Genomic DNA, 13,221 nt, shown 5'->3' with positions numbered 1-13,221 from the left:
TTTGTAGGTGAGACGCAAAAACAAGATAAAAAAAGACTACTTCCCGTTGCGGCGAAGTAGTCTTTTGGTTTATATTTTTTCCAAAACTTCTACTATTTCTTTCTCAATATCTTTCCATAAGTAACGATCTGTCGTATAGTGATGTGCGGCTTCTTTCGCAAATACTTGAAAAGCTTCCTCAAAATTAGGTGCATCCTTGTCTGGTTTTTTCTCATCAACAAAGCGCTGTGCATCAGTTGAGCGTGGTCCCCATTTCCCTACTTCATTTCCGTCCTGATCAATGATCACGATAATCGGAATCGATCTTGCGGTCCCGTTCGTTAAATACTGATCCATCAGATCTAGATGCTCGTCCCGAATGAAATAGCGCGAATCAATGAGTGCTTCACTTGCGATACGCATGAAAATTGGTACATTGACCATCGCATCTCCGCACCAGTCCGCTGTAATGACAAGCGCTCTGAGCTTTTTCTTTTGCAGCTTTTGAAGCAGCTCTTTTTCTTTTTGATGAATTGCGTACTGGTTGTACACCGTGAGTAAATTTTCTCGATTTTTCTCCATGTTGTGTACATATGTACGTTCAGTTAATCCCTTTTTAAACCATTCATTTAATGTCATATTTACATCCCCCTTACTCTTCAACTTTACCACTTTTGCTATTCTTTTGTCTAAAAAAACCTTCACCTAGTGAAAGGTAAAGGTTTTTGATCTATGGACGCCGGTTGCGATTTGGGTCCATCCCAATCAGCTTGGTGACAAGCACCATTGTGACAGGTAATGATGTATTCTTTTTATACGCTAAATATTTTCCGCGCCATTCAGGTTTATATTTCTGTTTAAACGAGCGTAATCCGCTGAAGCTGTACATAAATCTGACGTTGTTGAAAATAACACTCGCCAAACGCTCCGTGAGAAAGGACTGATGAAATGTTCCTACATTTGATAGAGGCGCCATTCCCATGTTAAAGGATTTGTAGCCTTTTTCTTTCGCCCATTGAAAAAGGTGGATAAACAGCGCATCCATCATCCCGTTCGGTGCATCATGCATATGACGCATCAGGTCGATGGATATCTCCCCTTCTTGATACATCGGCATTAATGACACAAAAGAAATGATCTCCCCTTGTTCATCCTTCAGGATCGCAATTGGTGCTTTTTGAAGATAATCTTCTTGAAAATAGCCGAGCGAAAATCCTTTTTCTTTTTTCTTTCCGAGCCAGCTATCAGAAATCTGTTTTAACGTTATGATGAACTCGTCTGAAAAAGGCGGTTCCAGCATTTCAAACGTATAGCCTTCTCGTTCAAACTTATTGGCCACAGCCCGTAAATTTGATTTTTTCTTACCGGAGAGAGAGAACGTTTCTAAATCGACCATGGCTTCTTCTCCAAGCTTAAAGAAATGAAAGCCTAAGTCATGGTAGAGCGCCATCCCTTCCCGTTCTACTTGATAAAAAGCAACGCGATAGCCTGCTTTTTCTGTCTGCTGTAAAAACTCTTCTAGCACAAGTGGATAGGATGCTTTACGTCCAGAAGGATCTCCGAGCACAATGACGCAGCGGCCAATGCGCCCAAATTGAAGCATCGCCTCTCCATCACTTGAGAAAAATAATTTTTTATCGCCTAAAAAGCCAAGATGACTAAGGGCATTGCCACCCTTTTCTTCTAAAAATGTTTTTAATTTTTCCTCATCTGCTTTTTCTCCAATCGGAAATGCTTTTTTATTAAAGATCAATTTACTAATGAAGAAGAAAAGCGGTACACCGATGAGCGCAATCATGCTTGTCATTGTGATATGCCGTTCATTATGCACAAGGTAATCCTTACTCAAGAAATGCCCAATTTTGGTCCAAATAAAGTTGCCGATGACATTATAGTTAAACAGCACGAGTAAATAACCAGCGGCAGCCGCCACAAACTGATACAACGAATAAGGGGCCTGCTGCTTCACAAATTGATTTGAAAGAGAGAAAAATACAGCCATGATGACCGGCAATATAAAGATCAGACTCAGGTTAAATCCTTTTAACAAAGTAAACACAAAGCCGCCTGCTAGGGCGATCATTGTTAGCACGTACGATCTTTTCGTTCGTTTATACACTTCAATGGACAAAACCATCAGGATAATGCTGAACATTAAAGAAAGACCATTAAAACCTGATAACAAAAAGCGTGGAATGCTCGTAATCACGCCTAATCGATCGACAGGAAGGACAACAGACGCCATAATAAGCAAGCCGCTTCCGAAGGTTAAAATTGATAGTGATCCGTACAATAAACGGATTAATAAAGCACGGTGCAACACAATTAAGACGTTCGTTGTTTCTACGGCTGGTGCCATTCTCGGATTGCCTTCAAGACGTCTAAGCGTCGTTCCCGTTAAATCGTAAGCAGCTAGACAAAGCCCAAGGATAAACGGGAAGATCGAGTACACGAAGCGGTACAAAACGAGCGCAGTCAGTACCATCTCTTTATCAAACCCAATGTACTGCATGCTCAGTAAAAAGATAAGATCAAAAGAACCAAATCCGCCCGGTACCATACTGATTAAACCGCCAATTGATGCAATCGCAAATATACCTAAAACAATCCGAACATCGACATTCATCCCCATAGAGACGACAGCCATATACATGACGAGACCAGCTGCCAGCCATTCTAAAAACGATGCACCGATGTAAGCATAAATCGGATGCTTCAGTCCGCTTTCACCGCTCTCAATCGAGCTTTTTCGTACGGACGCCATAATAATGTAAATGGGCACGATACAGGCAAAGATAATCACAAAGGCCCATAGCCACGGCTCTTGGCTGATAATACTTTCAACAGGAAGCACCCTCACCAAGATTAGATCGCTGAAAATAGATAAGCCCAAAAGGACCGAGGAGGTCAAAAGGGCAATGCCTTTGAGTAGTTTTTTCGTGTCGGTTATGTACTCCTTGTATAGAAGTGTTCTAAGCCCTGCTCCTGATAAACCGCCGAACCCAAGGACACTGTTGAAGGAGTTCGCAATCCAAGAAATGCGAATCGTTTTCCAGCCGCTGATCGGCATATTCAGGCTTTTTCGTAAAATAAAATCATATAAGGACATGGATAACACTGCGACAAGTCCAAGAAAGACAAGAATAAACAAGTCCATTCGATTCAAGCTGTCAATGATATAAAACGTTTTTTTAATGGAAAGGCCGCTCAGTTCCTTCTTGGCGACAAAAATTAAGACAAGGATAATCACGATCGGAAAAAGCATTTTTAAGATCGTCATACCCGTTTTTTTGTTCCACATGATTTTCCCAACTTTCTAAGTTGCTTCATTTATTTCGACTGACCATTATTATACAACAAATACCACTTGATTCATGCAGTTTAACATTCAAAAGCTTGACGAATCTTTCAATTAGAAGTAAAAATCAGTAATATAGAGAAAAGAGCCGCTTAAAGGAAGTGAACAAGCGTGGAATATAATATTCATGACACCACCGTATTAAAAGAAGAGATTCTATCTCCAGAGGAAAAAAAGACATGGGTGCTTTATATGAAAGTACTCACAGCTGCAGGTCTTGGAGATGTGTCAGAATGGATGAAGCTCGATATGAGTATGCCTCAAATGAAGGTGCTCATGCTACTCAATAACCATGGCTCTCTCAAGGTATCCGAAATCGCTGAAAAAATGGGCGCTTCTTTGTCCAATATGACAGGTCTGCTTGACCGATTAGAACAGTCCAAATTTGTTGAACGAAAGCACTCTGAGCGAGACCGGAGAATCATTGTCGTCGAACTAACTGAGGAAGCGAAAAATATTTTCAGAAGCATTTATCAAAAAGGACATGAAAAAATCAAAAACTCCCTGCAACGGCTCAATGACGAGGAAAAAGAAAAAGTCAACGAAGGGCTGGCTATTTTAGAAAAAGCACTGCGTCCTGAACGCGGCTAAACATGAAAAGGAAAAAAGACGGTCACTTGAGATCCGTCTTTTTTATTTCTTCTTCTACTTGTTTATCTGAGAGGATGAAGGTTTTTTGAAGAACGACTCTGTCATCCCATAAAAGATAGGCTAACCCGATGATGAGAAATAGAATGCTGATCCATGTACCGCCAGGGAGCACCTCTTCTAGAAGTTGAAAATTATTTACATCTTCATCAAAGCTCATTCCAGAATAATGAAGCTCAAAAAGAACATATTTTGCTAAATAAAACAATGCCGCCATACAAATAAACATGGCACCGACAATTCTTCTACCAGACATGTGTTTACTCCTTTAATTCCATTGATTTCTTTTGATTAATTCCGTGATATGGGCAAGGTGATGCTTTGAGTGCCAGACGTACATTCCTGTTGCGTCATATAAGGACACCGTTTGTTGATCGGCTGGATGATAATAAGACGCTGTGAAGTCTTCCGCTGTCATCCCTCTAAGTAATGTCACCCACCTGCGATGCAGACTGCTGATGAAGGGCAGTGATAGGCTGATAGGCGCTTTGCTATCTGGAAGCTCTGCGAATCCCGCTTGATCATATGGACGGATGTGCGGTGTTTCTTCTGTGAGCGAAAGCTTGAATCGTAAGTATGCATTTAGATGACTGTCTGCTACATGATGAATGAGTTGACGGACGGTCCATCCTCCAGGCCGATAGGGTGTATCCAGCTGAGCATCTGTCAATTGATTGGTGACCGCTTCATATTGTTGTGGAATCTCAGCTAACAGATCAATCCATGCCTCTAGCTGTTCCTTTGTTTTATTTTCAACCGGTTCATATAAGCCAATCGGGTATTGTAATGATGTCATACACTCTCCCCTTTCTCAAATCCTTCTAGTACAAATTTACCAATCATCTTTCCTTGTTCAAGGGTTTGATGTGCCTGCTTTAAATGAGCGGCATTGATCGGACTGAGAATCTTTGTTAACGTATGCGTCAATGACCCCTGTTCAAATAACTCAGCAGCTTCTGTTAAAAGCTCATGCTGTTTGATCATGTCCGCTGTTTTGTACATAGGGCGTGTGAACATAAACTCCCATACAAATGCAGCACTTTTATTTTTGAGTAATTGAATGTCTAAGTTGTGCTGATTCTCGACAATGGTACAGATCGTTCCTTGCAGTTTGATCGCTTCTGCCATGCCTTTGAAATGTCCATCTGTATCATTTAAGCATAAAATGTAATCCACTTCTCCTATTCCTCTTTCCTGAAGCTGCGCGAGAAGCGGCTCATGATGATCAATGATATGATCAGCACCTAATGACAGACACCACTCTTTTGTTTCAGGTCTTGATGCGGTGGCAATCACAGTGGCATTTGCTAATTTGGCTAGTTGGATGGCGATAGAACCTACTCCGCCTGCACCGCCGATGATGAGCAATGTTGCCCCTTCTGCATTTCGCTTCATATGCATCCGTTCAAATAACGCTTCATATGCCGTAATCGTTGTCAGAGGCATCGCGGCTGCTTCTGCAAATGAGAGATTAGCAGGCTTTTTTGCCACTATCCGTTCATCCACAAGCTGATACTCACTATTTGAACCTTGACGCGTGATATCTCCCGCATAATACACATGATCACCTGGCTGAAATAATGTACACGCTTCGCCGACTTCAACAATCGTACCGCTTGCATCATAGCCAAGAATTTTCAGTTTTTCTTCCTTCTGATCCTTCGGTGATCTCACCTTCGTATCCACTGGATTCACTGACACAGCTTCAACCTTCACCAGTATATCCCTGCCCGCTGCTTTAGGTTTTTCAACTTCCTGATCCACCAAGCTTTGCTCATGCTCGATCGGTAAGTACTCCAATAGTCCAACAGCTTTCACTCGCTTGCACTCCCTTTTTCTATGCTTCTTTTCCACATTTTATCATAATTTTCTGATGTTTATAGTTAATCAAACGAGTGAATGCACATTAAGAACTCTTCAAAGCCTTTCTCTCCCTTGCTATATAAGAAGGGCGTGCCTTTTGCCATGAAGGAACATAAGAGAACCAGCTTTTGGATTTAAAGAATAGCTGAACGTAATAAAACTGGATGTGTTGCAGGAAAACAATGATGAAGAAAAAAGTAATGAAGAAGAGGTTAGACATATCTGCTATCCCCTGTATCCATTCATTTATAAAAAACACCACAAAACTAATCATCATCAGCTGTTCAAGCCTTTGTGCGATCTCGGTCAAGACATGTCCTTGTTTCGATAGATCACCAGACTGGTGCTTTCTGATCTTTCTCGATTTATAAAACCAAATGATACTTTCGGCTAAATTATGAGTAATAAAAAGTGCAATGAGCGTAATGAATAAAAGAGATGGGCGATAAAAGAATGGGATCAAAAATGGGATGACAAGAAAATAAATGGCAACACATGCGTGTCTCACTGCTAAGAGAAATAGTTCTTTTTCTATGTATGGTTTCATCTGTTTCACCTCCATATGTACTACGTCTGATCTACCAAAAAGTTCCCTCTGCCTATCAAAAAAGGATGCCAAAAAGGCAACCTTCCAGCGTGTAGACAAACCCTCGCATTCGTTGTCAGGTCTGTGCTCCGGTGCTCGTCCTTCCTAGACTTCAAAGGTTTTCTATCACGCTGAAAAAGAAGACAAAGGGCTAAAATAAAGATCATTTTAGCCCTTTGTCAACAATCTGAAAAGGATGCCCAAAAAGGCATCCTACCTGAATCAAATTTAAAATGCAGCACTTAGTACGACAGGTCCTTGCGGCAGCTTGTTATCCTTTTTTGGTTCAAGGGTGACTGCCACGGTATCCCATGATTCGCTCGCTTCTTTTTCAGATAACGCATAGGTGACGGTTCCTTCTCCTTTGTTATCTGTTTTAAAGGCACCAGCTGGTACCGGCTGATCGCCTTTAATGAGCCACACTTGATAAACAGCAGATGAATCAAGCTGATCCTTTAATCCATCTGCACTCACAACCAACTCTTTTTTGCCGTTATGTTCAATCACTGAGAAAGCACCCGTTGTTTTTGGTGATGCGGCTGATGCAAGTGATTTTGTCGCTACAACCCTGACAGGTTCTTCCGCCTGTTCTTTTCCATTCGATAAGAAATACACGTTTCCAGCTGCTGAAATGAGAAGCAGTGCGGCAACGAGCGGCAAGAGCCATTGATTTCGTTTCTTTTGTAGTGGTTTGATCTCATTTTGTTCACGTGCTGCCTTGAGCTCTTTCCTATGGCTATTCTTTTCTTCGACTGTCTCTTCTTCAAACACCTTGGATAAAATACGGTCTTTCATCCCTGCCGGAGGTGTTTGGTCACTTGCTAGAAATGGAATGTCAGACATGAGCGATGTCAATTCTTCAAGCTCTTCTTTGCAAGCTGAGCAGTTCTTGAGGTGCTCTTCAAATTGTGCTTTTTCTTCTCCTTGGATATGTCCGTTGAAATAATCAATCACTTGATGTTTACACTGAGTCATGCCTCTTCCTCCTTTCCTCCGCGAGACAGTCTCGTCCGTAAGTGCTTCAATGACAATCGAACCCTTCCCTTCACCGTTCCAATGGGGATGCCTAGCTTTTCAGCAATACTTTTTTGTGTCATTCCTTTAAAATAGACATCTTCTATGATGGTTTGCTGTTCTTTTGACAATGTAGATACTGCTTCACGTATGATTTGTTTTTCCTCGTTCCATTCGACTTCCTTTGATACATCTTCTTGATGATCGGCTAAATATTCAATATGCTCATCTTCTAGTGCCGTTTCGTTCCTGTTCTTTCTTAGGAGATCAATGGCCGTGTTGCGTGACATCATGAATAACCACGAGGAGAATTTGCCTTTATCCGTATGGTATTCTCCTATCCCGCGCCAGAGCTTGATAAAGACTTCTTGAAGCACTTCCTCCGCAAGCTCACGGCTTCCAGTCATTTTATAAATAAACGAATATAACACACGTTCATAGCGATCATATAGCACTTCAAGCGAAGGCTTGTGACGATCAATTTTGATCTTGTGATACAGCTCAGAATCTTTCAGTGTATCCATGGTCATCTCCTTCCTTTTTCATGAGAAAGAGCATGCTGCATTCATCATGAAATCCTTCACGTATTGCTTATCACTTGATTTACTGAAATAAGCCTACTTTGTACTTTACTCTTTTTTCAAGGAGAAAAAAAGAGCGCCGAAAAAGGAAGTGTGCTCCTCATGAGAATGTACTTACTTTACGAAAAGAAACGTCATTTGGATCATTTATTTCCAAAAAGTCAAGAATCCATGTGTTTCCAATCATTGTCCAGTTGATTCTAGCAAACTCTCGTCCCCATCACAATGTAAATGAAGTAGAACGCATTTTTTCAACATGTCATAATAGAAGGTAACGAATTGAATTGGAGTGTCTTACATGATGTTGACGATCGTTCTTTTTTTATTAGCAGGAATAGCAGAAATTGGCGGCGGCTATCTCGTGTGGCTTTGGCTGCGTGAAGCAAAACCTATTAGCTTCGGGATCGCCGGCAGCCTCATCCTCGTCGCTTATGGGGTCATTCCTACCTTCCAGCAGTTCCCGACGTTCGGACGGGTTTATGCGGCCTATGGCGGTGTGTTTGTGGTTCTTGCTGTGTTTTGGGGCTGGTGGGTCGATCGAAAAACGCCTGATCTCTACGACTGGATGGGTGCTTTGATCTGTTTAGCTGGGGTCAGTGTGATGTTATTTGCACCTCGCCATTCATAGCCTCATATAAAAAGTGCTGCCACATATGGGCAGCACTTTTTATGAGATTATTTTTTAACGAGCACCAACCGTTTGTAATTCTTTGTTTTTCTCCTTAAAGCGTTCGTTATGAGAGGAAACGTATGCCACTTTTTCGGCTTCTGGTTCGATGTAAAGCTTCGCGCTATTGAGCGCATTGACTCCGTCAACAAATGTCCCAGCAATTAAGCGAACTTTGCTTTTATGTGTACATAAATCGCCTACCGCATAGACGCCCGGTAAATTGGTTTCCATTTTTTCATTGACCTCGATGAGTCCCCATTCACCTTGCTTGAGTCCCCATTCTGATAGCACGCTCAAATCACCTTTCATGCCGTGATTGACGATGACAGCGTCTGTTTCTATTCGTTCGATTTCACCTGTCTCTAAATGTTGAATCGTGACCGCATCAATTTTGTCACCTTGACCATGAAGGTCGGTCAGTTCATGCGGGGTTAAAATTCGTGCGCAAGATGCCTTCATGTTGGCGACGTTTTTCTCATGTCCACCAAACATGTCACGGCGATGCACGACGGTGACACTTTCTGCAATTGGAACAAGGGCATTTGCCCAGTCAACCGCTGAGTCGCCGCCTCCTGAGATGACCACTCGCTTTCCTGCAAATGTCTTAAGCTCCTGCACTGTGTAATAAAGGTTTGTCACTTCATAACGGTCTGCATGCTCTATTTCAAGTTTCCGCTGGACAGGGATGCCGTGGCCCATCGCTAAAATGAGGGTCTTCGTCAAATGGCGATCACCATTTTCAGCCGTCAGCAAAATGTTCTGATGTTCATCTCGTTCGAATGACGTGATTTTTTGATTTAGTGCGATCTCTGGTTCAAATGTTTTCGCCTGTGTTTCCAGCTGCTGAATCAACTGTTCGCCTCTTGTTGGCGGCAAACCGCCTACATCCCAAATGACTTTTTCAGGATACAGTAGGATTTTCCCGCCAAGGCTTTCATTATACTCCAGTACCTTCGTCTTTAAATCCCGCATCCCACTATAAAAGGCAGTGTACATGCCTGCTGGACCGCCGCCAATAATGGTGACGTCAAACAATTCAAGTTGTTCTGTCATTTGAGTCCCTCCAGTTTTTTATCGATTGATCTATTTATAAGTGATATTGATTCTCATTATCATATGTACCTATTGTAGTCTACTCTGGCGAAGGGAATCAATAGCTTTCTGCAAAAAAAGAACAGGACGAGCGCTTTCTCGTCCTGTCATCCATCACACAATCGTTAATCCAAGGTCTTTTAATTCCAGTGAAACAAGTCTTGCAATCGCATCTGCTCCTTCTTTTGTAAAGTGCGTGCGATCCTCTATGACTGTTGACAGCATAAAGTAAGAAGTCGTTTTCTCTATGCCGGAAATTTGATAAAACTGAAGGCTTGCCGTATTTAAATCGACAAGAAGGACTTCTTCTTCATCAGCTAGTTCTTTCATAGCGGCACAGTAATCAGGGAAATCGTTGATATATTCTCCATCTTTTTCATGAAACCGGCCGACTGGCGTTAATAAAAGCGGTGTAGCACCTTTCGCTCTTGCTCCGTGAATATATTGTGACAAATAACTTTTATACGTCGTAAAAGGATCTGTATGCCGCTCGGGCTTCTCCGTTGAAGCATCATTGTGCCCCATTTGGGTGAACAGCCAGTCCCCAGGCTGAATGTCAGCCAATATTTTATCAAGCCGTCCTTCTTCAATGAATGTTTTTGAGCTTCTTCCACCGATTGCGCGGTTGTCGACGCTCACGTCTTGAGCTGTATAGCGATGTAAAAACTCTCCCCATCCTCCTTGAACAGGACGATCTGGGTAAGATGCAACAGTTGAATCACCAGCTAAATAGATGGTTGTCATGTTCACACGCCCCCTTGTTCATATAGCCACTCTTATAAGCGATGCGGACATCCTAGTGGCTGCTGAAAAGATATGAAACAATCAGCATCGCTACTTCATTGATTCTCTTTTTGATGATGAAAACCCTGCTTACCGGTCGATGTGAACACGTTAAATATGCGGCGGAAGTTCTACTTTTGTCTCAACAGCTTGCTTTAACGCCTGAAGCATGTAGCCAATTCCCTTATATGGAGCTAGGGGATAAATCGCTGTCTGATGAGGAAGTAATAAAGGATCGATCACCTTTCGATATTTCTTTCCACCTAGTATCACTAGTTCATCATATGCAGTGAGATGTTTTTCATGAAATTGCTCACTTAGTCCTTCACGTGTTATCTGATCGGCATGCGGCGTACCAAAAGCCACATCATAATTTTCATGAATGATATCATTTGCCTTTAAGAATCCATGCTTCGCTGATATGATCAGCCAGTCTGAAAAGAACGTTTGGGCATAGCTTTTCGTACGCTGATGCAGCGGACTTAAATAAACAAGGTTCGCCGGCTGGCTTCCTGCTTCTGGCTGGACGTCCCACATTTTCTTCGCCCCACATGGAATGATACAAACTCGCTTCACTTAATTTTCTCCTTCCTTCGTCGATACATTCGATACAACATACAACCTAGCACTGTGCCGAGTGTATTTAAGAGAATATCATCAATATCGCTGCTTCTTGTAATCATACCAGATTGTGAGAATACCCATTGAAGCACTTCAATCATCGTAGATAAGAAAAAGCCAGCAAGAATCGCTTTTTGCCAGCGCAATGTTCGGAATGCTTGATAGAGAAAAAAACCAAGTGGCACAAATAACAAAATGTTCCCTGCCAAATTTAAAAAAACAAGATTGGGATAGCCGTGATGATAGGCATGGAGATTTTGATAAATGGACTGCAAAGGTACGAGGTTGACACTCACCTGGTCCCTTGGTGCGGAAAAACGATTTGGAAAGACCGTCAAATATAATAAAACATTCGTATAAATAAACAGACAGGCAAGAACGATTTCTGTTCGTAAATAGATAAATCGTTTTTGCTTTTTCGCTTGTCTGTATCTCATATGTAAATAGAGCGGGACGAGCAAGAGAAAATAAGTCATAGAAAACATCGCACTGAATGTCATACGGAGAGCTGCCCCTTTCTCGCATAATGCTTGACCCTATTTACAGCTTATTCAGGCCTGCCCGCATCTATTCATCACTTATTCTCCTATTCAATGACGAGAAACCCATATTGACAAATCGTCATTTTTTAGATAAACTGACTGACATTCAGTCATTTAAGGTCGGTGATGATATGTCGAAACGAGAAAAGATTATGCTTGCTGCCATTGACGCGTTTAAAGAAAAAGGAATCGAAAAAACAACCATTTCGGATATTGTGAAAGCAGCAGGAGTCGCGCAAGGAACGTACTATTTATATTTTCCTTCAAAACTGTCTGTCATGCCTGCTATTGCAGAACATCTGATCTCGCAGATGGTGCCTGCCATTGAAAAGGAACTCACTCAGCATGCGGATGTCCTCGATCAAGCAGATGCACTTGTTGAATTCATCTTCTCTTTTACAAGACAATACCGTGACGTCCTTGCTCTGACCTACTCAGGTTTAGCTGCCACGGAGCATTTAAAGGAATGGGAAGATATTTATGAGCCGATTTACAAATGGGTCGCTGCTTTTTTAGAAAAAGCAAAGCAGGACAAAAGGGTCCGTGCGAATTTGAACTGTCAATATGCAGCCAAATTCATTATCGGTTTACTTGAATCGTCTGCTGAACAAATGTACTTATTTACAGAAACAGATACAGAAGAGGTTCTAATTCAAAAGCGAGAGGTGAAGCAATTTCTTCTTTACGCACTTGGCATAGAGACATCTTAACTTAGTACAGCACTTGCTGTACGCTCTTTTTTGGTTTCAAAATGACGAATCGTCAGTTTTGAGTTTTAGGAGGAAATACGATGAAAAAAAGCTGGATGTATGTCGCACTCACTTGTTTATTCGAATTACTCTGGGTGTTTGGTTTAAATAGAGCTGATGCGGTGTGGGAGTGGGCGATCATTATTTGCCTGATCCCGGTTGATTTTTATTTTTTAATGAAAGCCTGTGAGAAGCTGCCGACAGGGACCGTGTACGCCGTGTTTGCCGGAGTTGGAACGATTGGTACGTCTTTGATGGATTATGCGCTGTTTGGCGGTTCGTTTTCATTAGAAAAGCTCTTATTTATGGGGATTTTGATTCTCGGGATTATTGGGCTGAAAGTGTCTGATGGAGATGCACATGAGCAGAAAGGAGAAGCGGTATAAATGGGCTGGTTTTTTGTACTATTAGCCTCTGCCTGCGAAATTGGCGGAACCATTGGTCTCAATATGTTTAGTAAGAAGAAACAAATCACGACAGGTATTTTATTTGTCGGCGGATTTGCCTTATCCTTTTTGTTTTTATACGCCTCGTTCTCTTCCGTTCAAGTATCCGTTGCCTATACGGTCTGGATTGGGCTTGGAACGGCAGGCTCTGTCTTGTTTAATATGATTCTATTTAAAGAGCCGAAAAACATGATTCGTATCCTCAGCTTGTTGCTGATTGTGATTGGCGTCGTCGGGCTGAAGTTATTTGCATAATTAAATAACAAAAAAGGAAGGGAGTCAAAGCCCC

The 13,221-nt window shown here is 41.9% G+C and carries 17 protein-coding genes; 5 read left to right on the top strand and 12 right to left on the bottom strand.

The window, feature by feature from the left end; all coding sequences use genetic code 11:
• Positions 1 to 69 precede the first annotated feature (69 nt).
• Both MKX52_RS03990 and mprF read right to left on the bottom strand, forming a co-directional pair.
• A complete protein-coding gene (locus MKX52_RS03990) occupies positions 70 to 618 on the bottom strand; it encodes a thioredoxin family protein (protein WP_012009313.1) in 549 nt (182 codons plus the stop codon).
• A gap of 91 nt (positions 619 to 709) precedes the next feature.
• Entirely contained in the window at positions 710 to 3,280 is a 2,571-nt protein-coding gene (mprF, locus tag MKX52_RS03985) for a bifunctional lysylphosphatidylglycerol flippase/synthetase MprF (protein ID WP_342491538.1), read from the bottom strand.
• Positions 3,281 to 3,448: 168 nt separating this feature from the next.
• Between mprF and MKX52_RS03980 the strand changes: the two genes are divergently transcribed.
• Positions 3,449 to 3,928, top strand: coding sequence for a MarR family transcriptional regulator (locus MKX52_RS03980; RefSeq protein WP_088001677.1), 480 nt, complete (start codon positions 3,449 to 3,451; stop codon positions 3,926 to 3,928).
• A 22-nt stretch (positions 3,929 to 3,950) separates the two neighbouring features.
• Here MKX52_RS03980 and MKX52_RS03975 read toward each other — a convergent pair whose 3' ends face one another.
• The 6 genes from MKX52_RS03975 to MKX52_RS03950 all read right to left on the bottom strand — a co-directional run bounded on the left by MKX52_RS03975 (position 3,951) and on the right by MKX52_RS03950 (position 7,972).
• Positions 3,951 to 4,241: a hypothetical protein gene (locus tag MKX52_RS03975; protein ID WP_088001679.1), complete on the bottom strand. Its 291-nt coding sequence runs from the start codon at positions 4,239 to 4,241 to the stop codon at positions 3,951 to 3,953.
• A 12-nt stretch (positions 4,242 to 4,253) separates the two neighbouring features.
• Positions 4,254 to 4,781 (bottom strand): YfiT family bacillithiol transferase, encoded by a 528-nt coding sequence (locus MKX52_RS03970; protein ID WP_251184561.1) that lies wholly within the window; start codon positions 4,779 to 4,781, stop codon positions 4,254 to 4,256.
• Positions 4,778 to 5,803, bottom strand: a complete 1,026-nt coding sequence (locus tag MKX52_RS03965; protein ID WP_342491537.1) for a zinc-binding alcohol dehydrogenase family protein — start codon at positions 5,801 to 5,803, stop codon at positions 4,778 to 4,780. Before MKX52_RS03965 ends, MKX52_RS03970 begins: the two co-directional genes overlap by 4 nt.
• 88 nt (positions 5,804 to 5,891) lie before the next feature.
• Complete coding sequence (locus MKX52_RS03960; protein ID WP_342491536.1) at positions 5,892 to 6,395, bottom strand: hypothetical protein; 504 nt, start codon at positions 6,393 to 6,395, stop codon at positions 5,892 to 5,894.
• A gap of 267 nt (positions 6,396 to 6,662) precedes the next feature.
• Positions 6,663 to 7,409 carry an anti-sigma factor gene (locus MKX52_RS03955; protein WP_342491535.1) on the bottom strand — a complete coding sequence of 249 codons (747 nt, stop codon included), beginning with the start codon at positions 7,407 to 7,409 and terminating at the stop codon, positions 6,663 to 6,665.
• The gene (locus tag MKX52_RS03950; protein WP_012009305.1) at positions 7,406 to 7,972 is read right to left on the bottom strand and encodes a sigma-70 family RNA polymerase sigma factor; all 567 of its coding nucleotides are present in this window, start codon (positions 7,970 to 7,972) and stop codon (positions 7,406 to 7,408) included. The genes MKX52_RS03955 and MKX52_RS03950 overlap by 4 nt, the downstream gene beginning before the upstream one ends.
• Positions 7,973 to 8,327: 355 nt before the next feature.
• Between MKX52_RS03950 and MKX52_RS03945 the strand changes: the two genes are divergently transcribed.
• Positions 8,328 to 8,657, top strand: a complete 330-nt coding sequence (locus MKX52_RS03945; protein WP_088001687.1) for a YnfA family protein — start codon at positions 8,328 to 8,330, stop codon at positions 8,655 to 8,657.
• A 54-nt stretch (positions 8,658 to 8,711) separates the two neighbouring features.
• Here the strand turns inward: MKX52_RS03945 and MKX52_RS03940 are convergent, their stop codons facing one another.
• The 4 genes from MKX52_RS03940 to MKX52_RS03925 all read right to left on the bottom strand — a co-directional run bounded on the left by MKX52_RS03940 (position 8,712) and on the right by MKX52_RS03925 (position 11,695).
• A complete protein-coding gene (locus tag MKX52_RS03940) occupies positions 8,712 to 9,752 on the bottom strand; it encodes an NAD(P)/FAD-dependent oxidoreductase (protein ID WP_119124591.1) in 1,041 nt (346 codons plus the stop codon).
• Positions 9,753 to 9,905: 153 nt separating this feature from the next.
• Positions 9,906 to 10,535, bottom strand: a complete 630-nt coding sequence (locus MKX52_RS03935) for a rhamnogalacturonan acetylesterase (RefSeq protein WP_342491534.1) — start codon at positions 10,533 to 10,535, stop codon at positions 9,906 to 9,908.
• A 150-nt stretch (positions 10,536 to 10,685) separates the two neighbouring features.
• Complete coding sequence (locus MKX52_RS03930; protein WP_342491533.1) at positions 10,686 to 11,150, bottom strand: DUF6884 domain-containing protein; 465 nt, start codon at positions 11,148 to 11,150, stop codon at positions 10,686 to 10,688.
• Positions 11,147 to 11,695: a VanZ family protein gene (locus tag MKX52_RS03925; protein ID WP_144504415.1), complete on the bottom strand. Its 549-nt coding sequence runs from the start codon at positions 11,693 to 11,695 to the stop codon at positions 11,147 to 11,149. Before MKX52_RS03925 ends, MKX52_RS03930 begins: the two co-directional genes overlap by 4 nt.
• Positions 11,696 to 11,868: 173 nt before the next feature.
• Here MKX52_RS03925 and MKX52_RS03920 point away from each other — a divergent pair, with 173 nt between their 5' ends.
• From MKX52_RS03920 to MKX52_RS03910, 3 genes are all read left to right on the top strand, one after another.
• Positions 11,869 to 12,447 (top strand): TetR family transcriptional regulator, encoded by a 579-nt coding sequence (locus MKX52_RS03920; RefSeq protein ID WP_088001729.1) that lies wholly within the window; start codon positions 11,869 to 11,871, stop codon positions 12,445 to 12,447.
• A gap of 80 nt (positions 12,448 to 12,527) precedes the next feature.
• The gene (locus tag MKX52_RS03915; protein ID WP_003217798.1) at positions 12,528 to 12,872 is read left to right on the top strand and encodes an SMR family transporter; all 345 of its coding nucleotides are present in this window, start codon (positions 12,528 to 12,530) and stop codon (positions 12,870 to 12,872) included.
• Positions 12,873 to 13,187: a multidrug efflux SMR transporter gene (locus MKX52_RS03910; RefSeq protein WP_003217878.1), complete on the top strand. Its 315-nt coding sequence runs from the start codon at positions 12,873 to 12,875 to the stop codon at positions 13,185 to 13,187. It begins immediately after the preceding gene.
• Positions 13,188 to 13,221 lie beyond the last annotated feature (34 nt).

This window comes from Bacillus sp. FSL R5-0422 (genome assembly GCF_038610765.1).
GTDB lineage: Bacteria > Bacillota > Bacilli > Bacillales > Bacillaceae > Bacillus > Bacillus pumilus_O.
Note: the sequence above shows the minus strand (reverse complement) of the source record. Positions and strands in the feature narration are given on the sequence as shown.

Bases quoted from the DNA above. Each gene is read 5' to 3' on its own strand.
- MKX52_RS03990 (WP_012009313.1), bottom strand. From the start codon at position 618: ATGACATTAAATGAATGGTTTAAAAAGGGATTAACTGAACGTACATAT.
- mprF (WP_342491538.1), bottom strand. From the start codon at position 3,280: ATGTGGAACAAAAAAACGGGTATGACGATCTTAAAAATGCTTTTTCCG.
- MKX52_RS03975 (WP_088001679.1), bottom strand. From the start codon at position 4,241: ATGTCTGGTAGAAGAATTGTCGGTGCCATGTTTATTTGTATGGCGGCA.
- MKX52_RS03970 (WP_251184561.1), bottom strand. From the start codon at position 4,781: ATGACATCATTACAATACCCGATTGGCTTATATGAACCGGTTGAAAAT.
- MKX52_RS03960 (WP_342491536.1), bottom strand. From the start codon at position 6,395: ATGAAACCATACATAGAAAAAGAACTATTTCTCTTAGCAGTGAGACAC.
- MKX52_RS03955 (WP_342491535.1), bottom strand. From the start codon at position 7,409: ATGACTCAGTGTAAACATCAAGTGATTGATTATTTCAACGGACATATC.
- MKX52_RS03950 (WP_012009305.1), bottom strand. From the start codon at position 7,972: ATGGATACACTGAAAGATTCTGAGCTGTATCACAAGATCAAAATTGAT.
- MKX52_RS03945 (WP_088001687.1), top strand. From the start codon at position 8,328: ATGATGTTGACGATCGTTCTTTTTTTATTAGCAGGAATAGCAGAAATT.
- MKX52_RS03940 (WP_119124591.1), bottom strand. From the start codon at position 9,752: ATGACAGAACAACTTGAATTGTTTGACGTCACCATTATTGGCGGCGGT.
- MKX52_RS03935 (WP_342491534.1), bottom strand. From the start codon at position 10,535: ATGACAACCATCTATTTAGCTGGTGATTCAACTGTTGCATCTTACCCA.
- MKX52_RS03925 (WP_144504415.1), bottom strand. From the start codon at position 11,695: ATGACATTCAGTGCGATGTTTTCTATGACTTATTTTCTCTTGCTCGTC.
- MKX52_RS03920 (WP_088001729.1), top strand. From the start codon at position 11,869: ATGTCGAAACGAGAAAAGATTATGCTTGCTGCCATTGACGCGTTTAAA.
- MKX52_RS03915 (WP_003217798.1), top strand. From the start codon at position 12,528: ATGAAAAAAAGCTGGATGTATGTCGCACTCACTTGTTTATTCGAATTA.
- MKX52_RS03910 (WP_003217878.1), top strand. From the start codon at position 12,873: ATGGGCTGGTTTTTTGTACTATTAGCCTCTGCCTGCGAAATTGGCGGA.